The 19960-nt window shown below is 72.2% G+C and carries 19 protein-coding genes; 16 read left to right on the forward strand and 3 right to left on the reverse strand.

Features of this window, described 5'->3' with window-relative positions; translation table 11 throughout:
• Positions 1-90: 90 nt before the first annotated feature.
• Positions 91-585, reverse strand: a complete 495-nt coding sequence (locus M5362_RS00265; protein WP_260225132.1) for a MarR family winged helix-turn-helix transcriptional regulator — start codon at positions 583-585, stop codon at positions 91-93.
• Positions 586-718: 133 nt separating this feature from the next.
• Between M5362_RS00265 and M5362_RS00270 the strand changes: the two genes are divergently transcribed.
• The 3 genes from M5362_RS00270 to M5362_RS00280 all read left to right on the forward strand — a co-directional run bounded on the left by M5362_RS00270 (position 719) and on the right by M5362_RS00280 (position 4456).
• Positions 719-2302: an SDR family oxidoreductase gene (locus M5362_RS00270; protein ID WP_260225133.1), complete on the forward strand. Its 1584-nt coding sequence runs from the start codon at positions 719-721 to the stop codon at positions 2300-2302.
• Positions 2303-2546: 244 nt separating this feature from the next.
• A complete protein-coding gene (locus M5362_RS00275; protein WP_260225134.1) occupies positions 2547-3920 on the forward strand; it encodes a deoxyribodipyrimidine photo-lyase in 1374 nt (457 codons plus the stop codon).
• A 116-nt stretch (positions 3921-4036) separates the two neighbouring features.
• Positions 4037-4456 (forward strand): STAS domain-containing protein, encoded by a 420-nt coding sequence (locus M5362_RS00280; protein ID WP_260225136.1) that lies wholly within the window; start codon positions 4037-4039, stop codon positions 4454-4456.
• 63 nt (positions 4457-4519) lie between these two features.
• Here the strand turns inward: M5362_RS00280 and M5362_RS00285 are convergent, their stop codons facing one another.
• Positions 4520-7507 carry a carbohydrate binding domain-containing protein gene (locus M5362_RS00285; protein ID WP_260225138.1) on the reverse strand — a complete coding sequence of 996 codons (2988 nt, stop codon included), beginning with the start codon at positions 7505-7507 and terminating at the stop codon, positions 4520-4522.
• A 211-nt stretch (positions 7508-7718) separates the two neighbouring features.
• Between M5362_RS00285 and M5362_RS00290 the strand changes: the two genes are divergently transcribed.
• The 7 genes from M5362_RS00290 (at position 7719) to M5362_RS00320 (ending at position 12436) form a co-directional block, all read left to right on the forward strand.
• On the forward strand, positions 7719-8069 hold the full coding sequence (locus tag M5362_RS00290; protein ID WP_260225139.1) for a hypothetical protein: 351 nt from the start codon (positions 7719-7721) through the stop codon (positions 8067-8069).
• A gap of 202 nt (positions 8070-8271) precedes the next feature.
• A complete protein-coding gene (gene nadE / locus M5362_RS00295; RefSeq protein WP_260225141.1) occupies positions 8272-9102 on the forward strand; it encodes an ammonia-dependent NAD(+) synthetase in 831 nt (276 codons plus the stop codon).
• A 113-nt stretch (positions 9103-9215) separates the two neighbouring features.
• Entirely contained in the window at positions 9216-9602 is a 387-nt protein-coding gene (locus M5362_RS00300) for a VOC family protein (RefSeq protein WP_260225142.1), read from the forward strand.
• Between the two features lie 124 nt (positions 9603-9726).
• Positions 9727-9984, forward strand: coding sequence for a DUF6381 family protein (locus M5362_RS00305; RefSeq protein ID WP_260225143.1), 258 nt, complete (start codon positions 9727-9729; stop codon positions 9982-9984).
• A 138-nt stretch (positions 9985-10122) separates the two neighbouring features.
• Positions 10123-10803 (forward strand): ABC transporter permease, encoded by a 681-nt coding sequence (locus M5362_RS00310; protein WP_260225145.1) that lies wholly within the window; start codon positions 10123-10125, stop codon positions 10801-10803.
• The gene (locus M5362_RS00315; RefSeq protein WP_260225146.1) at positions 10800-11474 is read left to right on the forward strand and encodes an ABC transporter permease; all 675 of its coding nucleotides are present in this window, start codon (positions 10800-10802) and stop codon (positions 11472-11474) included. The genes M5362_RS00310 and M5362_RS00315 overlap by 4 nt, the downstream gene beginning before the upstream one ends.
• The gene (locus tag M5362_RS00320) at positions 11450-12436 is read left to right on the forward strand and encodes an ABC transporter substrate-binding protein (protein WP_374214381.1); all 987 of its coding nucleotides are present in this window, start codon (positions 11450-11452) and stop codon (positions 12434-12436) included. The genes M5362_RS00315 and M5362_RS00320 overlap by 25 nt, the downstream gene beginning before the upstream one ends.
• 13 nt (positions 12437-12449) lie before the next feature.
• On the opposite strand, the gene M5362_RS00325 is transcribed toward M5362_RS00320, so the two are convergent.
• Positions 12450-13613: an ABC transporter ATP-binding protein gene (locus M5362_RS00325; protein ID WP_260225148.1), complete on the reverse strand. Its 1164-nt coding sequence runs from the start codon at positions 13611-13613 to the stop codon at positions 12450-12452.
• 170 nt (positions 13614-13783) lie between these two features.
• Here M5362_RS00325 and M5362_RS00330 point away from each other — a divergent pair, with 170 nt between their 5' ends.
• The 6 genes from M5362_RS00330 to M5362_RS00355 all read left to right on the forward strand — a co-directional run bounded on the left by M5362_RS00330 (position 13784) and on the right by M5362_RS00355 (position 19911).
• Positions 13784-15247 carry a cellulase family glycosylhydrolase gene (locus M5362_RS00330; protein WP_260225150.1) on the forward strand — a complete coding sequence of 488 codons (1464 nt, stop codon included), beginning with the start codon at positions 13784-13786 and terminating at the stop codon, positions 15245-15247.
• A gap of 74 nt (positions 15248-15321) precedes the next feature.
• Positions 15322-16626 (forward strand): alpha/beta hydrolase, encoded by a 1305-nt coding sequence (locus tag M5362_RS00335; RefSeq protein WP_260225152.1) that lies wholly within the window; start codon positions 15322-15324, stop codon positions 16624-16626.
• A gap of 157 nt (positions 16627-16783) precedes the next feature.
• Positions 16784-17683, forward strand: a complete 900-nt coding sequence (locus M5362_RS00340; RefSeq protein ID WP_260225153.1) for an SIS domain-containing protein — start codon at positions 16784-16786, stop codon at positions 17681-17683.
• A gap of 50 nt (positions 17684-17733) precedes the next feature.
• Positions 17734-18486, forward strand: coding sequence for a PIG-L deacetylase family protein (locus M5362_RS00345; protein WP_260225155.1), 753 nt, complete (start codon positions 17734-17736; stop codon positions 18484-18486).
• 133 nt (positions 18487-18619) lie between these two features.
• Positions 18620-19309, forward strand: a complete 690-nt coding sequence (locus tag M5362_RS00350) for a metalloregulator ArsR/SmtB family transcription factor (RefSeq protein ID WP_260225156.1) — start codon at positions 18620-18622, stop codon at positions 19307-19309.
• 32 nt (positions 19310-19341) lie between these two features.
• Positions 19342-19911 (forward strand): DUF3291 domain-containing protein, encoded by a 570-nt coding sequence (locus M5362_RS00355; protein ID WP_260225158.1) that lies wholly within the window; start codon positions 19342-19344, stop codon positions 19909-19911.
• Positions 19912-19960 lie beyond the last annotated feature (49 nt).

Genomic DNA, 19960 nt, shown 5'->3' on the forward strand with positions numbered 1-19960 from the left:
CCGTCAGGGCGACACCCGTCCGGCGGACGGCGGAGCGGACGGCGGATCGTAGGGCGGTTCCGACGGCGCGCGCGGTGCGCGCCCGTACGGTCAGCGCCGGGGCACGCGCAGTTCGCCGAGCTCCTCGTTGAGCGCGCTCAGGAACCGCAGCGCGACGGCCAGCTCGTCCGCGTCGAACCGGCCCCGGGCCCGCTCGGCCGCCTGGGCCAGCGGCATGAAGTAGCTGCGCGCGGCGGCCTTCGCCCCCTCGACGTAGTGCACGTGGACGACCCTGCGGTCCGCGCTCTCTCGGGAGCGGCGGATGTGCCCGGCCCGTTCGAGGCGGTCGAGACAGGCGGTGACCGCCCCCGAGGTCAGCCCCAGGTGCTCGCGCAGGCGGCCGGGGGTCAGAGGCTCGGGGCTGTCCAGGACGACGGAGAGGGCCTGCACGTCCGTGGGATGCAGTCCCTGCGCGAGTGCGAAACCGTGGACCAGCCGGTTGATCTCTCCGTTCGTCCGCCGCAGCTCGACGGCGAAACTCTGCAGATCGCCGGGTGCGCTCTCGGGCGCGGCGCCACCGGTCTCGGATTCTTCTGTGCTGGCCACACGATCAGCCTATAGATAGCCGTCCGTGCATCCGCGGCGACCGCGCTCCGGGAAGAGACCGACGAAGGACTCGGTCGGTGACGGAGCGCGACGCGGACACGACTTCTCCCCGGCAGCGGAACGGAGTACCTCGATGACGGACGTACAAGGGCACGAGACCCGGGGACTGCGGTGCCTCGTCACCGGCGCCACGGGCTACATCGGCGGCCGCCTGGTCCCCGAACTCCTGGAGGCCGGGCACCGGGTCCGCTGCCTGGCCCGGACCCCCGCGAAACTGCGCGACCAGCCGTGGTCCGGAGAGGTGGAGACCGTACGCGGCGACGTCACCGACGCCGAGACCCTCGCGCCCGCCCTCCGCGACGTCGACGTCGCGTACTACCTGGTGCACGCACTGGGCGGCGGACACGACTTCGAGCGCACCGACCGGCTCGCCGCCCGGACCTTCGCCGAGCAGGCCCGCGCGGCCGGCGTCCGCCGGATCGTCTACCTCGGCGGACTCACCCCCCGCGACGTGCCCGACGCGTCCCTCTCCCCGCATCTGCGCTCCCGGTCCGAGGTCGGGCGCATCCTCCTGGAGTCGGGTGTCCCCACCACCGTGCTGCGCGCCGCCGTCATCATCGGCTCCGGCTCGGCCTCCTTCGAGATCCTCCGCTATCTGACCGAGCGTCTGCCGGTGATGGTCACCCCGAGCTGGGTGCGCACCCGGATCCAGCCCATCGCCGTCCGGGACGTGCTGCGCTATCTGGTCGGCAGCGCCCGCATGCCCGAGGACGTGTGCCGCGCCTTCGACATCGGCGGCCCCGACGTCCTCACCTACCTCGGCATGATGCGCCGCTACGCCGCCGTCGCCGGACTGTCCCGGCGGCTCATCGTCCCCGTGCCGGTCCTCACCCCCCGCCTGTCCAGCCACTGGATCGGCCTGGTCACCCCGGTGCCCCGGGCCATCGCCCGCCCGCTCGCGGAGTCGCTCAAGTACGAGGTCGTCTGCGACGAGCACGACATCGCCGCCTGGGTACCGGATCCCCCCGGCACCCCCATCGGCTTCGACCGGGCGCTCGACCTCGCCCTCCAGCGGGTCCGCGACGCCCAGGTCATCACCCGCTGGTCCTCCGCGTCCGTGCCCGGGGCGCCGAGCGATCCACTGCCCACGGACCCCGACTGGGCGGGCGGCAGCCTCTACACCGACGTGCGCGAACTCACCGTCGACGCGTCACCGCAGGCGCTCTGGCGGGTCGTCGAGGGAATCGGCGGCGAGAACGGCTGGTACTCCTTCCCGCTCGCCTGGGCCGTCCGCGGCTGGTTCGACCGGCTCGTCGGCGGCGTCGGGCTGCGCCGCGGCCGGCGCGACGCCACGCGCCTGAGGGTCGGGGACTCGCTGGACTTCTGGCGGGTGGAGGAGATCGAGCGCGGCAGGCTGCTGCGCCTGCGTGCCGAGATGCGGCTCCCGGGACTCGCCTGGCTGGAGATGTACGCCGAGAGCGACGGCGAGCGGGGGAGCCGCTACCGCCAGCGGGCGCTGTTCCACCCCCGCGGACTGGCCGGTCACGCCTACTGGTGGAGCGTCTCGCCGTTCCACGCCCTCGTCTTCGGCGGCATGGCCCGCAACATCGCGCTGAAGGCGGAGGCGAGCGAGGACTCCGGCCGAGCCGACGGCGAACCGTCGGCCGCGCCCCTGGACCGCACCCCGTCCGGCACGGAGACCGACCGCGGACGGTGAGGCCGGGGGCAAGGGTGAGAGCGAGGGTGAAGGTGAGGTCGAGGGTGAGGGTGGCGGTGAAGCCGAGGGCGAGGCCCGGGGTGGGCGGGGCCACCGCCGGGCCCCGGCGGCGGCCGGCATCCAGGGCGTCCGGGCCGCATCCGGCCCGGCACCACGCGGCGAATGCCCCCGCAAGGTCAGCGCAGCCGACACCGGAGCGGCACGTCGAGCAGCCACCCGGTGCCCCGACTCCAGGAGCGGTGCCATGAACGTCTCGGTCGTCCTGTTCACCTCGGACCTCCGGGTCCACGACCACCCGCCCCTGCGCGCCGCGCTGGGCACGGGGAACGAGACCGTCCCCCTCTTCGTACGGGACCCCGCGGTGGACCGCGCCGGTTTCGCGGCGCCGAACCGGCTCGCCTTCCTCGCGGACTGTCTCACCGACCTCGACACCGGACTGCGCGAGCGCGGCGGCCGGCTCGTGATGCGCACGGGCGACCCGGTCGCCGAGGTGTGCGCCGTCGTACGGGAGTCCGACGCCGACGAGGTGCACATGGCGGCCGGCGGCAGCGCCTTCGCCCGCCGCCGTGAGGACCGGTTGCGCCATGCCCTGGAGGCGGACGGCCGTCGTCTGTACGTCCATGACGGTGTCGTCACCGCCCTGCCCACCGGCGCCGCGACACCGGCCGGCTCCGATCACTACGCCGTCTTCACGCCCTACTTCAGGCGCTGGTCGCAGGAGCGGCTGCGTGAGCCGCTCACGGCGCCCCGTGCGGTCCGGGTGCCGGCGGGGATCCGTTCCGATGACCTGCCGTCCCGGGCGGCGGTCCCGTCCGTCGCCGCGGGACTGGCCACCGGCGGCGAGAAGGAGGCACGCAAGCGGCTCACCGCCTGGCTCGGCCGGCACGCCGACGCGTACCAGGAGCGCCACGACGACCTGGCCGGCGACGCCACCTCCCGCCTCTCGCCGTACCTCCACTTCGGCGCGGTCTCGGCGGCCGAGGCGGTCCACCGGGCCCGGTCCAGGGGCGGGCCGGGCGCCGAGGCCTTCGTACGGCAGCTCTGCTGGCGCGACTTCCACCACCAGGTGCTCGCCGCACGCCCCGACGCGGCGGCCGACGACTACCGCGGCCGGTCCGACCGCTGGCGGCGCGGCAAGGAGGCCGAGGCCGACCTCCGGGCCTGGAAGGAGGGCCGCACCGGGTATCCCGTCGTGGACGCGGCCATGCGCCAACTCGCCCACGAGGGGTGGATGCACAACCGGGGGCGGCTGCTCACCGCCTCCTTCCTGACCAAGACGCTGTACATCGACTGGCGCGTCGGCGCCCGGCACTTCCTCGATCTGCTGGTCGACGGCGACCTCGCCGACAACCAGCTCAACTGGCAGTGGATGGCCGGCACGGGCACCGACAGCCGCCCCAACCGGGTGCTCAACCCGGTGACCCAGGGCAAGCGGTACGACCCCGAGGGCGCGTACGTACGGAGATGGGTGCCGGAGCTCGCCGGCCTGGAGGGCCGCGCGGTCCACGAGCCGTGGAAGCTGCCCGCCCGCGAGCGGGCCCGGTACGACTATCCGGACCCCGTGGTGGGACTCCCGGAGGGTCTCGCCCGCTTCCGCCAGGCCCGGGGACAGGGCTGAAAGAGGCCGTCCCGACGTGCCCGGTGTCCCCCGTAAGTGGATCACTGATGCCTGGTGGGGTGACCGGACGGCGTGCCACGTTCGCCCGAGCGTGCCGAAGGGCCGTTGATGGGTACGTGAGTACCGCGAGCACCGCACCGATACTGACCGAGACGCCCCGGCCGCCCGTGCCCGACCCGGGCGCGGACACCGCGCCCGGCGGCATAGTCGTCCACTCCTGCACCCATGTCGGTCCCGCGACCCTCCTGGTCCGGCTGACCGGAGAGATCGACCACCACAGCGCCGCACCGCTGCGGGCGATACTCCTCTCCGCGGCGGCCGACGGCCGCACCGACCTGATCCTCGACGCCTCACGGGTCACCTTCTGCGACTCCGGCCTGCTCGGCGTCCTGGACCTGTGGTCCCGGCTCGGCCGCCGCTACCGCATCGACGCGCCCCCGCCCGTCGTGCTCAGGCTGCTGAGGGCCGCCGCCGGCACCCTGGCCGATCGGCTGCCCGGCGGAAGGAGCGGCGGCAGGACCGGCGGAAGGCGGTGACGGAGCGGGCCGCGGCGTACGATGCCGCGGCCCGCCCGCACCTCGTCCCTCCCTCCGGGACCGCTACTTCAGGTACGGTCCCGCGGTCCCGATCCGGCCGGGCCCGTTCAGGACGTACACCCGCAGGTTGCCCTTCCCCGGCGCCGCGACGCTCAGGCTGCCGTTGGCGACGACCCGCTGGTCGCCGGTGACGGCGTCGGTGTACGTGCCGTTCGGGACACCGCTGAAGGTGGCCCCGTCGGAGACGGTGACCAGCGCGAAGCTGTCGGTCGTGCCGCTGGTGTAGCGGCGCTTGTACGCCATCGATCCGCTGATCCCCTCGGTCGAGTACTGGCCCATCTGGAGGGCCGGGATCGCCCGGCGGATCTGGTTGAGCCGCTGGAGGTGCCGGGCCAGCGGCTGGGCGAGGGTCTGGGCGACGGCCCCGTTCGCCGACTCGACGGTGGAGAAGCCGGAGGCCTTCACGTCCCCGGCGAGATGGTCGCCGAAGTAGGCGCGGCCCGTGGTCGCCAGCGGGCAGGTGGGCCCGCAGTCGATCTTCCTGCCCTTCTGGAACTCGATCTCGGAGCCGTAGTACAGCGTCGGGATGCCGCGGAAGGTCCACATCAGCGACATGTTCTCCGCCCAGGCGTCCGTGCCCCCGGAGTACCGCTCGCTGCTCTTGTTGGGCCCGTAGTCGTGACTGTCGACGTAGACGACGTTGTACGTGGCGTCGTTGTAGCTGTCGTCGGAGTCCTTGCCGTTGCCGAAGGCGTTCCGCGCGTCACCGAAGTTCATGTGCATGCGCATGTCGATGACGTTCATCCCGGAGAACCTGCTGTGGTCCGGCTCGTGGTAGCTGTTGCCGTTCAGGAACGCGTTGTTCGACGTGGGCTGTCCGGCCGGGCCGAGCTGCTGCTCGTGGTCGTACATCTCCAGCGCGGCCCTGGCGTCGTCGGCGTCGTACTCCTTGCGCTCCTTCCACGTGTAGAACTGCGCGGAGTGGTTGACCGAGCCGCGGTTCCACTTGTCGTTGACGAAGGCGGCGACCTCGCCGAAGACGAAGAAGTTCCTCGCGGCCTCCGCGCCGAACTTCTGGGTGACGCGCTCCTGGATGGCGGGCAGGAAGCGGCGGTTCCAGGTGGTGCGCGGGATGTGCACGGCGGTGTCGACGCGGAAGCCGTCGACCCCCATGTCGATGTACTTGTCGTAGGCGCCGATCAGGTAGTTCTGCACGGCCGCGGACTCGGTGTTGAAGTCGGCGAGGTCGTCGTGCAGCCAGCAGGAACGGGAGTCCTCGCCCTCCCAGTTGCCGATCCAGCAGGCGTGGTAGAGCGACTTCGGGAACATTCCCGACGTGGGGCTGGGCCACTGGCAGTTGTGGATCCGGTAGCCCTCCGGGGAGGTGTACTGGGTCGGGGTGCCCCAGTTGACGCAGGTGTTGCCGGTCGGCTCGGCCGTCGACCACAGGTCGCCGTTGTAGTAGGACTTCCCGGACTTCGGTTCGACGGTCAGCCCGTCGTACTCGAAGGAGGAGTTCGGCTCGTCGTAGTACCAGCTCCACTGGGTGTCACGGACGCCGTACGTCTTGGGGGTGAACAGCCCCTTGGCGCCCCAGCGGGAGGAGTGGTTGTAGACGACGTCCTGGTAGATCTTCATGCCCTTGGCGTGGGCCGCGTTGATCAGGTCCTGGTAGGAGGCGCCGGCCGACTCCAGACGGGCGTCCACCCTGTAGAAGTCGTAGCCGTGGTAGCCGTGGTAGTCGTAGTCGGACCGGTTGAGCACCACGGGGGTGATCCAGACGGCGGAGAAGCCGAGCCCCTTGATGTAGTCGAGCTTGTTCACGAGGCCCTTGAAGTCACCCCGGAACATGGGGTCGCCGTTGGCCGCGTTCCCCGACTTCGTGTGCTGGCTGCCGCCCCGGTCGTTCGACGTGTCGCCGTCGTTGAAGCGGGCGGTCAGGACGAAGTAGATCGGGTCCTTGCGCGGGTCGGTGCCGAGCGGCCGGCCGGGCTCGGGGGCCGGGGGCGCCGTGCCGGTGGTCGCACGGGCGGGGGCGGAGACGGCGGAGATGTTGCCCGCGGCGTCGAGGGCCCTGACGGTGTACGTGTAGGCGGTGTTCTCCTCCAGGTTCGTGTCGGAGAGGACGGTGGAGCCGACGTCGGTGACCGTCGTGCCGCGCGTGCCGCCGGTACGCGTCACCTGGTAGCCCGTCACGGCCCTGTTGTCGGTGGCCGGTTCCCAGGTCAGGACGACGGACGTGCCGTCGGCGCGCGCGGCGACCCCGGTGGGCACGGCGGGTGCCTGGGTGTCGGGGACCTCGGCGGCGCACGGGTTCGCGGCGTTGCCCGTGACGGTCTTGTCCTTGACCGTCGTCGTGCCGGCCAGGAGGGCGTAGTTCGCGCCGTTGTTGTTGTCCCAGACGCCGTTGCCGTTGTTGAAGACGGCGCTCAGGGCCGTGGCCGTGCCGAGGTCGACGGTCCGCTTCCACCAGCCGGTGCAGGCGGCCTCCATGCCGATGCCCGGGACGGTGGTCCAGGCTCCGCCGACGGGGGCGTAGTGCAGGTTGGCGGTGGTCCAGCCGAGCGCGGCGGTGGAGTAGTAGACGGTGGCCTGGTTGCCGGGGCCCGGCTCGTCCGGGTCGTCGGCGCACGGGTCGGAGTGGGCGACCACGCCGTCCTTGACGGTGAGGGTGCCGGTGCCGAGGTCGTAGTTCTGGCCGCCGTTGTTGTCCCAGGTGCCGGTGCCGTTGTTGAAGGTGGCCTGGAGTCCCGCCGCGGAGCCCAGGGTGACGGTCTTCTTCACCCAGTCCGTGCAGGCCGCCTCCATCGCCACGCCGGGGACGGTGGTCCAGGCTCCGCCGTCGGGCGCGTAGTGGAGGTGGTGGGCCGACCAGTTCTTCGTCTTCGTGTAGTAGAAGACCGTCGCGGTGTTCTCCGCGGCCGCGACGGGCGCCGTGGGGACGGCGACCGGGCCGGCCGGGGGTGTGGCGGAGAGCAGCCCGAGCAGACAGGCGGCGGCCACGGCCGCCGTCGGGGCGCGTCCGAGCCGTGGGGTGGGGGTGCGTCGCATGCGTTCCTTCTCCGGAGCAGGGCCGCGGCTGGGGAGGACGCGGCGGGCGCTGAAAGATCGGTCGGTAACTTGCTGCAAGCGCTTGCGAGGCCGAAAGTTACCCGTGCATGACAGAGGCGTAAAGAGTCGCGGCAGCATCTGTGGCGGACGGGGGTGAGCTTGTGCGGGGGTGGGGGGCGCAAGAGCCTTGAACGTGTTCAATAATGCGTTCATGAGCTTCCCTCGCCCGCGTGTCCTGACCCAGTGCGCTGCCGTCGCCTACGTCGGGTCGGTGGCCGTCCTCGGCCTCGTCGACGTTCTCGCCGAGGGTTCCCCGGGCGGCTCGGCCGCCCCGTACGTCGTGGCCTTCCCCGGATCAGCCGTGGCGGCCGTGCTCCTCCAGTTGGCGTCGTCGCTCCTCGGCTCCGGCGAACCGCCCGCCGGCGAGGGGGCCGCCCTCGGGTTCCCGGTGCTCGCCGTCGCCGGCGCCCTCGTGAACGTCTCGATGCTCTGGGCGGCGGTGAGTTTCGCTCGCCTGTGCGTACGGGAGTGCCGGGCGGCACGAAGGGCGCGCCGTGCCTGAGCCCGCGCGCACGGGCGGGGGTGAAGGGAGCGGCGCGCCTGAGGCCCCGGCGCGCACGGGCGGCGGCACCGTGGAGCCGGGCCCGCGCACCGCGTCCCGGGCGCGTTGCATAGAGTCGGACCGGCTCGGGAACGAGCGCCTGACCGGCGTACCGGACCCCGCGCCCGCCCCCGTACCGTCGCACCATCCCGAGGAGCACTCCGTGACCGACGTGGCGTCCACCGCCCTGCAGCAGCAGATCGCCCGGGAACTCGAGGTGTCCCCGACCTTCGACCCCCTCGTCGAGATCGAGCGCCGGGTGGCCTTCCTGGCCGAGCGCCTCACCTCCACCGGACTGCGCAGCCTGGTCCTCGGCATCAGTGGCGGCGTGGACTCCACCACCGCGGGCCGGCTCTGCCAGCTCGCCGTGGAGCGCGCCCGCGCGGCGGGCCACGACGCCACCTTCTACGCCATGCGCCTGCCCTATGGCGTCCAGGCCGACGAGAAGGACGCCCAGCTCGCCCTGGAGTTCATCGCCGCGGACCGGGTCCTGACCGTGGACGTCAAGGCGTCGAGCGACGCCGCGCTCGACGCCTCCCTGGCCGGCGGGGTGACCTTCCGGGACGCCCACCACCAGGACTTCGTCCAGGGCAACATCAAGGCCCGGCAGCGCATGATCGCCCAGTACGCCGTCGCGGGCGCCCACGACGGTCTCGTGGTCGGCACCGACCACGCGGCGGAGGCGGTCTCCGGCTTCTTCACCAAGTACGGCGACGGCGCCGCCGACGTCGTCCCGCTGACCGGTCTGACCAAGCGCCGCGTGCGGGCCTGCGCGGAGGCCCTGGGCGCCCCCGCCGAGCTGGTGTGGAAGACCCCGACGGCCGACCTGGAGACCCTCGACCCGGGCAAGCCCGACGAGGACGCGCTCGGTGTCACGTACGACGACATCGACGACTTCCTGGAGGGCGAGCCGGTCACCGAGGCCGCCTTCGCCACGATCGTCCGCCGCTACGAGCTCACCGAACACAAGCGCCGGCTGCCGATCGCTCCCTGAGGGTGACGGGCGGCGACCATCCGGACGTCAGCCCGCGTGGCGGGCGTCCGGATGGTGGTCCGCTGGGTGTGCCCTCGGAAATCCCGAACGGCACACGCGAAGGAGACACCGGCATGTTCGGACAGTCGAAGGCGTTCAGCGGCTTCTCGGTCGACGATCTCGGCAAGGCCCGCCAGTTCTACGGCGACACCCTCGGCCTCCAGGTCGAGGAGACCGGAGAGGGCGACATGCGGATGCTGACCATCAAGCTGGGAAGCGGCGCGAACGTCTTCGTCTACCCCAAGGACAACCACACGCCCGCGTCCTTCACGATCCTGAACTTCCCCGTGGACGACATCGAGGTGGCCGTCGACGAGCTGGTGAAGCGGGGCGTGAGCCTGGAGCGCTACCCGGACTTCGAGCACGACGCGAAGGGCGTCGTCAGGGTGCCCGGGGGGCCGGCCGGGATCGCCTGGTTCACCGACCCGGCGGGCAACGTCCTCTCCCTCATCCAGGAGTAGCGAGCGGTACGGCGACGGCCCGGCCCCGAGCGAGGGGCCGGGTTTTCCCCCGCGCGGCGCGGGGTACAGGCTGCCGGGTTTTCCCCCGCGCGGCGCGGGAAGCCGCACGCCGAGGAGGTGTGCCATGACCGGACGCGACAGCAGGGCGCGCGAAGGCGGGGGAGAGCAGAGCCGCAGGGAGGGCGAAGGCGCTCACGCCCATGCCCAGTACCAGCGTGACAAGGCGGAGAACCTTCTCCAGCGGGCCCGGCGCAGCGCCGACCCCGAGGAGGCCGCCAGGCTCCGCGAGCAGGGCGAACAGCTCAAGGAGCGCAGCGAACAGGCCCTGCGCGAGGAGCACGAACCCCGGCCCGACGACCTTCACGAGCCGTATCCCGGCTAGGGCGACAGAGCCGAGGGCGTCCGGGCTGGGGCGGGCCACAGAACGGGCCCGGCCGCTCGGCGGGCGGCCTTCCCGGGCGCGGCGCCCGAACGGCCCGCCCGGAGTGCGACCCGAGCGGGCCCCGCCTGCAATGGGGGGATGACCGCGCCTCCCGACGACTGCCTCGCGCGCAACGAGTGGATCTGCGGCGCCTATCTGTCCTCCCGGAGCGAGATCCTCGGTGACGCCGTCGTGCAGCACCTGCAGCTGACCTTCGTCTCCGTGGCCCTCGCCCTGCTGCTCGCCGTCCCCCTCGCCGTCGCCGCCCGCCGCTGGCGCTGGGCCGCCGGTCCCGTCCTCGGGGTCACCACGATCCTCTACACGATCCCGTCCCTCGCGATGTTCTCGCTGCTCCTGCCCGTCTACGGACTCAGCGCCTCGATCGTCATCGCCGGACTCGTGCTCTACTCGCTGACCCTGCTCGTACGGAATATCCTCGCCGGCCTCCGGGCCGTCCCCGAGGACACCCGGCAGGCCGCGCGCGGCATGGGATACGGGCCGGTGCGGCTGCTGCTCACCGTCGAGCTGCCGCTCGCGCTCCCCGCCTCGATGGCAGGCCTGCGCATCGCCACCGTCTCCGCCGTCTCCCTCGTCACCATCGGCGCGATCGTCGGCCACGGCGGCCTCGGCAACCTCATCTACGCCGGGATGAACACCTACTTCAAGGCGCAGGTCCTCACCGCCTCCGTCCTCTGCGTGATCATCGCCGTCGCGGCCGACCTGCTGCTGCTCGGCGCACAGCGGCTCCTCACGCCCTGGACCCGGAGGCAGGCCGCGTGAACACCCTCTCCGCCACCTGGGACTGGCTCACCACCGCCGCCAACTGGTCCGGTGACAACGGGGTCTGGAACCGCCTCGCCGAGCACCTCTTCCTGACCGCCGTCTGCCTCGTGCTGAGCTGCGCGATCGCCCTCCCGGTCGCGCTTGTCCTCGGCCATCTCGGCAAGGGCGGGGCCCTCGCCGTCAACCTCTCCAACGTCGGCCGCGCCGTGCCCACCTTCGCCGTCCTCGTCCTCCTGCTGCTCAGCCCCATCGGCGCGTACGGGGAGTGGCCCACGATCATCGCCCTCGTCCTCTTCGCGATCCCCCCGCTGCTCACCAACGCGTACGTCGGCATGCGCGGCGTCGACGCCGACGTCGTACGGGCCGCCCGGGGGATGGGAATGACGGGCCGGCAGATGCTCTTCGGGGTCGAGGTGCCGCTCGCGCTCCCGCTGATCCTCACCGGCGTCCGCATCGCCGCGGTCCAGCTCGTGGCCACCGCGACCATCGCCGCGCTCGCGGGCGGCGGGGGCCTCGGCCGGATCATCACCGCCGGGTTCAACCTCGCCTCCACCCCGCAGGTCGTCGCGGGCGCGGTACTGGTCGCCCTCTTCGCGCTGGTGGTCGAGGGCGTCTTCGAGGGCGCGCAGCGCCTCGCCCCGGCATGGGCGCGGGGGAGCGCGGGGTGAGGACGCGGAGCCGCCGGACGGGAGCGCCGGCCGTCGTCGTGACGGCGGTTCTGGCCCTCGCCGGCTGCTCCACGGGCCCCTCCCTGGAGAACCAGGGCGAGGTCACCGCCCCGCCCGGCGACAGCCGTCATCTCACCATCGGCTCGGCCGGCTTCACCGAGAGCGATCTGCTGGCCCAGATGTACGCGCTGCTGCTCGAAGACGCCGACTACGGCACGAAGATCCTCTCGGTCACCAACCGCGAGATCTACGAGCCGGCTCTGGAGAGCGGCCAGATCGACGTCGTACCGGAGTACGCGGCCACCTTCGCCGACTGGCTGAACGCCAAGGCCAACGGGCCCGAGGCGCCCACGGTCGGCTCGCCCGATCTGACCACCACGATGACCGCCCTGCGAGGTCTCGCCGGACCCCGCGGACTGACCGTCCTCGACCCGGGCCGGGCCGTCGACCAGAACGCCTTCGCCGTCACGCGCGCGTACGCCACCGAGCACCGGCTGAAGACCCTGAGCGACCTGGGCGACGCGAAGCTGCCCGTGCGGCTCGCGGCGGGCGACGAGTGCGTCAAGCGACCGTACTGCGCACCCGGTCTGAGGGAGACGTACGGCATCGACATCACCGCCGTCGACCCGAAGGGCGTGGGCACGACCCAGGCCAAGCAGGCCGTGCAGAGCGGTGCGGACCAGATGGTCCTGACGACGACCACCGACGCCACGCTCGACGAGTTCGGCCTGGTGCTCCTCGCCGACGACAAGCACCTCCAGAACGCCGATCACATCGTCCCCGTCGTCAACCGCTCCCGGGCCGGGAGCGAGGGCGCCACCACGGCCCTGGGACGGCTCAACACGGTCCTGACCACGGCCGATCTGGCGAACATGAACGAACAGGTGGACAACTGGCGCCGCCTCCCGGAGGACGTCGCGCGTACCTACCTCCAGGAGAAGAGGCTCATCCCCGGCGGCTGACCGGACGGCCGCCTCACGCGTCGGCGACCGAGTCGAACTCCACCTCGTCCCGTGCCACGCCCTGCGCGTCGGCGTCCACCGAGCGGCGCAGTGCCTCGTGGAGTTTCGCCGGGGTGAGGACGCCGAGGAAGTGTGTCCCGTCGAGCACGGCCACCCAGCCCGCGTCGTGCTGGAGCATCTCGCTGAACGCCTGCTTCAGCGGCGTACCGACCGGAACCCAGGCCTCCATCCGGCGGGCCAGGTCGCCGACCGTGCCCTCCTGGCCCGCGAGCGCGAGGGCGTCCGCTGCCACCCAGCCGTGCAGGTCGCCGTCCGTGCCGAGGACGACCGCCCAGCGGGCCCCTTCGGCCCGCAGCCGGGCCGCCGCGTCCGGGGCCGGCTCGTCCAGCCGTGCCACGGACGGCTGTTCCAGGTCGTCCGGCTCGATCGTGGTGACGGAGAGCCGCTTCAGACCCCGGTCGGCGCCCACGAACTGGGCGACATAGGGCGTGGCGGGTGTGCCGAGCACGGCCGCCGGGGTGTCGAACTGCTCGATGCGGCCCTGTCCGTAGACGGCGATCCGGTCGCCCATCCGGACCGCCTCCTCGATGTCGTGGGTGACCAGGAGGACCGTCTTGCGCACGGTGGCCTGGAGGCTCAGGAACTCGTTCTGGAGGTGCTCGCGGACCACCGGGTCCACGGCGCCGAACGGCTCGTCCATCAGCAGCACGGGCGGGTCGGCGGCGAGGGCCCGGGCCACGCCGACGCGCTGGCGCTGACCGCCCGAGAGCTGCGCCGGATAGCGGGCGCCGTAGACCTTCGGGTCGAGGCCGACCAGGTCGAGGAGTTCGGCGGCGCGGGCCCGGGCCTTCGCCTTCTTCCATCCGACGAGCGAGGGCACGGTCGCGGTGTTGTCGAGGATCGTCCGGTGCGGGAAGAGCCCGACCTGTTGGATGACGTATCCGATATTCCTTCGCAGCTTGACCGGGTCGACCTTCGCGATGTCCTCCCCGTCGACCATGATCCGTCCGGAGGTCGGCTCGATCAGCCGGTTGACCATCATCATCGTGGTCGTCTTGCCGCAGCCCGAAGGGCCGACCAGGGTGACCAGTTCGCCCTCGGCCACCTCGAAGGAGAGTCCGTCGACCGCCGTCGTGCCGTCCGCGTACACCTTGCCGACCTGCTCGAACCGGATCATGGATCCACGCTAGGAGGCGCGGGGGCCCCGCGCACGGGGGCCGGGACCGTCCGGGGGCCGACAGCCCGCTGAACACCGTCTCTTGTCATGACCCTTGCGAGGCTCTCCTCCGGACTGCTATTCATCCGTTAGGAAAGTTTCCTTCCAATCCATCGTTCCGGGAGACCCCCATGACATCGGCACGATCGGCACGTCTCCGGCTGCGTTCCCTGGGTGCCGCGGGCACCGCCGCGGCCGCACTCCTCCTCGGCCTCTCCGCCGCATCGCCCACCGCGGTCGCGGCCCCCGTCACCCACGAGGCGGAGACCGCCACGGTCTCGCGGGGCGTGGCCGAGTCCAACCACGCCGGCTTCAGCGGCACGGGATTCGTCAACTACGACAACGCCGTCGGCAGTTACGTCCAGTGGAACGTCAACGCCGCACAGGCGGGCCCGGCGACCCTGACCCTGCGCTACGCCAACGGCACCACCACCAACCGGCCCATGGACATCACCGTCAACGGGGTCGTCGCCGCCTCCGGCAAGGCCTTCGCCGGCACCGGGGCCTGGACCAGCTGGACCACCACGACGGTCACCGCCACCCTCAAGGCCGGCGCCAACACCGTCCGCGCCACCGCCACCACCGCGGGCGGCGGCCCCAACGTCGACCACCTCACGGTCGACACCGCCACGGCGCCCCCGGTCGCCGACACCCCCGTCGGGATCAACGGCCAGCTCACCGTCTGCGGCACCAAGCTCTGCAACCAGTACGGCAAGCCCGTACAGCTGCGCGGAATGTCCAGCCACGGCACCCAGTGGTACCCGCAGTGCCTCACGAACGGCTCGCTGGACGCCCTCGCCACGGACTGGAAGGCCGACATCCTCCGCGTCTCCACGTACGTCCAGGAGGACGGCTACGAGACTGACCCGGTGAAGTTCACCAACCTCGCCCACACCCTGATCGACCAGGCCACGGCGCGCGGCATGTACGTGATCGTCGACTGGCACATGCTCGACCCGGGTGACCCGCACGCGAACCTGACGAACGCCAAGCGCTTCTTCACGGACATAGCCAACCGGCACAAGGGCAAGAGCAACATCTTCTACGAGGTCGCCAACGAGCCGAACGGCTCGGGCGTCACCTGGTCGAGGATCAAGAGCTACCACGAGCAGATCGTCCCGGTCATCCGGAACATCGACGGCAACGCCCCGATCCTGCTCGGCACCCGCGCCTGGTCCTCCCTCGGCGTCTCGGACGGCGCGAACGAGACCGAGGTCGTCAACAACCCGGTCAACGCGGGCAACGTCATGTACACGTTCCACTTCTACGCCATGTCCCACCGCGACGAGTACCTGAACGCCCTCTCCCGGGCCGCCGACCGGATCCCCATGTTCGTCACCGAGTTCGGCACCCAGGACTACGCCGGTGAGGGCGCCAACGACTTCGCCATGTCCCAGAGGTACATCGACCTGATGGCCGCCAAGAAGATCAGCTGGACCAACTGGAACTTCTCGGACGACTTCCGCTCGGGCGCCGTCTTCAAGGAGGGCACCTGCGACAGCAACGGTCCCTGGACCGGTACCTCGTCCCTCAAGGAGGCCGGCGTCTGGATCCGTGACCGGATCAGGTCCGCCGACGACTTCCCCACCTCCTGAACCACCTCGACGCGCCCCCGTCCCGGGCCATGTGATGCACTGGGCGGGCGGGGGCGCATCGAACAGGAGCAGCATTGACCAGCTACCGCCAGCCCGGCCTCGTCCTCACCGACCGCCGCTTCGCCGTTCCGCTCGATCACACGGACCCCGCGGGCGAACAGATCGAGGTCTACGGCCGTGAGGTGGTGGCGAGCGACAGGTCCGCGGAGGACCTGCCGTGGCTGGTGTACCTGGAGGGCGGGCCCGGCTTCGGGGCCCGCCGCTTCATCGGGCGGCAGGCCTGGCTCGGCCGGGCCGTCCAGGACCACCGCGTCCTCCTCCTCGACCAGCGCGGCACCGGCCACTCCACCCCCGCCAACCGCCAGACGCTGCCCCTGCGCGGCACCGCGCGGCAGCAGGCCGACCACCTGGCCCACTTCCGCGCCGACTCGATCGTCAAGGACTGCGAGCTCATCCGGAAGCGCCTCACGCGCGGCGCCCCCTGGACCGTGCTCGGCCAGAGTTTCGGCGGCTTCTGCGCCACCCACTACCTCTCCGCCGCGCCCGAGGGACTGCGTACGGCCCTCGTCACCGGCGGTCTGCCCTCCCTGCACGCCACCGCGGACGAGGTCTACCGCGCCGCCTACCCGCGTGTCCGGCGCAAGGTCGAGGCCCACTACGCCCGCTACCCGATGGACGTCGAGCGCGCCCGCCGGATCGCCGCCCACCTGCTGGAGCGCCCGGAGACGCTGCCGAACGGCGGGCTCCTCACCGCCCAGGCCTTCCAGTCCCTCGGCATCCTGCTCGGCAGCGGCGAGGGCACCCACGAGCTCCACCTCCTCCTGGAGGAGGCCTTCGTCCCCACGCCCGCCGGCTCCGCCCTCTCCGACGCGTTCCTGGAGAACGTCCAGAGCAGGCTCTCGTACGCCGGACACCCGCTCTACGCCGTGCTCCACGAGGCGATCTACGCCCAGGGGCAGGGGCAGGGGCCGACCGCCTGGGCGGCCGAACGGGTCCGCGCCGAGTTCCCCGAGTTCGACGCGGAGAAGACCCTGGCCGGGGACGGGCCGCTCCTGTTCACCGGCGAGACCGTCCACCCCTGGCACTTCGAGACCGACCCCGCCCTGCGCCCGCTGCGCGAGACCGCCCACCTCCTCGCCGAACGGACCGACTGGGCACCGCTCTACGACCCCGCGCGGCTCGCCGCCAACGAGGTGCCCGTCGCCGCGGCCGTCTACCACGACGACATGTACGTCGACACCGCCCACTCGCTGGAGACCGCCCGCGCCGTCCGGGGCCTGCGGACCTGGGTGACGGACGAGTTCGAGCACGACGGCGTACGGGCCGGCGGCCCGCGCGTCCTCGACCGGCTGCTCACCCTCGCCCGGGGCGACCTCTGACCTCCGCGGACTCGGGGAGCGGGACGCGCCGCGCCACGGCCGCGCGTGAAAGTCCAAGAAGTGCCTACCGATTGCTCATGGTGCGCGCGGGGCGCAGCGGATAGAACTCGTCCGGAGCACTTCGACGAGACGGAGTGCTCCGAGGAGAGGACCGGACATGACCACCCACGTCAGCGCCGAGATCGCCACCCAGCCCGACTGCTGGCGCCGGGGCGCCGACACCGCCGCCGACCACGCCGACCTGCTGCCCGCGCGGGGCGAGCGGATCGCGGTCGTCGGCTGCGGCACGTCATACTTCATGGCCCGCGCCTACGCCGCCCTGCGCGAGTCCCTCGGCGCCGGTGAGACCGACGCCTTCCCGGCCTCCGACGAGACCCCTCTCGGTCGCGGCTACGACCGGATCGTCGCCCTCACCCGCTCCGGATCGACCACCGAGGTCGCCACCCTGCTCGCCCGCGCCTCCGGCCGGATCCCGAGCCTCGTCCTGACGAGCGTCCCCGACAGCCGGGCCGCCCACCACGCCGACCGGGTCATCGGCCTCGGCTTCGCCGACGAACGCTCCGTCGTCCAGACCCGGTTCGCCACCACCGCCCTCCAACTGCTGCGCGCGGGCCTGGGCGTGGACCTCTCCGCCTCCATCGCCGACGCCGAACTCGCCCTCTACGAACCGCTGCCCTCGGCCTGGGAGCGGCGCCGCCAGTTCACCTTCCTCGGCACGGGCTGGACGGTCGGACTCGCCGACGAGGCAGCGCACAAGCTCCGCGGCGTGGCGCGCGCCTGGGCGGAGTCGTACGCGGCGATGGAGTACCGCCACGGGCCGATCGTCATCAGCGACCGCACCAGTCTGGTGAGCTGCCTCGGACCGGAGCCGAGCGGCCTGCGCGACGAAGTGGAGTCCACCGGGGCGCTGTTCGACGCCGACGCCATCGATCCGATGGCAGCCCTGGTACGCGTCCAGCGGCTCGCCGTCTCGCTCGCGGCCCGGCGGGGACTGAACCCGGACCGCCCCCGTCACGCCTCGCGCTCGGTGATCCTGTCCGGAGCGCTCAGCGTCTAGGGGTGCCCGGTGGACACACTCCGGGCGCGGTGGAGCCGTATTCTGCGCGCATGATCGACACGAGCACCACGCAACTCGACGACATGCCCGGCGACTGGCAGCGCGCGCTCGCCGTGGTCGCCCACCCGGACGACCTCGAGTACGGCTGTGCCGCCGCCGTCGCGGGATGGACGGACGCCGGCAAGGAGGTCGCCTACGTCCTCGCGACGCGCGGCGAGGCCGGCATCGACTCGCTCGACCCGGACACCTGCGGCCCGCTGCGCGAACAGGAGCAGCGGGCGAGCGCGGAGGTGGTCGGGGTCTCGACGGTGGAGTTCCTCGACCACCGCGACGGGGTGATCGAGTACGGGCTCGGCCTGCGCCGCGACATCGCGGCGGCCATCCGCCGGCACCGCCCCGAACTCGTCATCACGCTCAACCACCGCGACACCTGGGGCCCGGCCGTCGGAGGCTTCTGGAACACCCCGGACCACGTGGCCGTCGGCCGCGCCACGCTCGACGCGGCGGGCGACGCGGGCAACCGCTGGATCTTCCCGGAACTGACCGAGCAGGGCCTGGAGCCGTGGAACGGCGTCCGCTGGGTGGCGGTCGCCGGATCGAACACCCCGACCCACGCCGTCGACGCCACGCCCGGCGCCGAGCGCTCCGTCCGGTCGCTGCTCGCCCACCGCGCGTACATCGAGGCCCTGACGGACCAGGACCCCGAGGAGTACGTCCGTACGTTCCTGGACGGGAACAACCGGCGCCACGCCGCCCGGTACGGCGACCGGCCGGCCGTCGCCTTCGAGCTGTTCCCCCGCTGAGAACGGCCCGGCGCGGACGGCCCGGCGCGGACGGCCCGCCGGGAACGGCCCGCCGGGACGACCCGCTCCGTACGGCCCGCTCGGGAACGCCCGCGCTTCTATCTCCAACCGGTGTTGTTCCTAGAATGGCGGAGTGAAGGACATCGATGCGATCGCGGCGTTGCAGGATCCGGTGCGGCGCCGCCTGTACGAGTACGTGGCGGCACAGGGCCGCGAGGTCGGCCGCAACGAGGCCGCCGAGGCGGCCGGGGTGGCGCGCACGCTCGCGGCGCATCATCTGGACAGGCTGACCGAGGCCGGGCTGCTGGAGAGCGGCAGCCGCCGTCTGACGGGCCGCTCGGGGCCGGGGGCGGGCCGTCCCGCCAAGGTGTACACGCGGGCGCGGGCCGAGCGGTCGGTGTCGCTGCCCGCCCGTGACTACCGCACCGCCGCCGAGTTGCTCGCCGAGGCGGCCGAGCAGGCCGGCCTCGACGCCGGACTCTGCGCGGCCGCGCGCCGCCGGGGCGAGGCCCTGCGCGGCTCGTCGGCGCCCTGCGGCGGCCTGGAAGAGGCCATGGAGATGCTGGCCGCCCGCGGCTACGAACCGTTCCTGCAAGGCGACGAGAGCGCCGAGGGCGGGACCGGGGCCGCCGCAGGTGTCGTCCGGATGCGCAACTGTCCCTTCCACGCCGTCGCCGAACGCTTTCCGCCGCTCGTCTGCGGGATGAACCTCGCGCTGCTGGAAGGGCTGCTCGGTGGGGACGGTCCCGTCCGCGCCCGCATGGACGCCCGGCCGGGAGAGTGCTGTGTGGTGGTCGAGGCTTCTAAAAACAACGATGATTGACATAGAAAAGCAGGACGTGCTGGGATGAGGCCATGACCGCATCCACGCATGCCGCTCACCACCTCGCCCAGCTCAACGTCGCCACGCTCCGCCATCCCCTGGACGACCCGCGCGTCGCGCCCTTCGTCGAGATGCTCGATCCGGTCAACGCCGCCGCCGACGGAGCGCCCGGCTTCGTGTGGCGGCTCGTGGAGGAGGGAGCGGCCGACGCCACCGGCCTGCGCCCCGCGGGCGAGGACGTCATCGTCAACCTGTCGGTGTGGGAGACCCAGGAGGCCCTGTGGGACTTCGCCTACCGCAGCGGGCACCTGGAGGTGATGCGGCGGCGCCGCGAATGGTTCGAACGTCACGTCGAGGCCCACCTCGTGCTCTGGTGGGTCCCCGCCGGTCACCTCCCGAGCGTCGGCGAGGCCATGGAGCGGCTGGCGGACCTGCGGGAGCGCGGGCCGTCCCCGTACGCGTTCACCTTCGCCTCCTCGTACACCGCTGACGAGGCCGCCGAGCACGTTCAGGCCGTCGTGCCGACGCGATCCGATGAGGCCGCCCGGATCGACGTACCGACGCCGGCCGGCGGCCTTCCTTCGACCGTGCCGACCCCCTAGCCTGACCTTCCGTCTGACGAGGTGTCAGGAAACGAGGAGCCAGGGGGTG

It is taken from the genome of Streptomyces sp. Je 1-79, from assembly GCF_025195125.1.
In the GTDB taxonomy this organism is placed as follows: Bacteria; Actinomycetota; Actinomycetes; order Streptomycetales; family Streptomycetaceae; genus Streptomyces.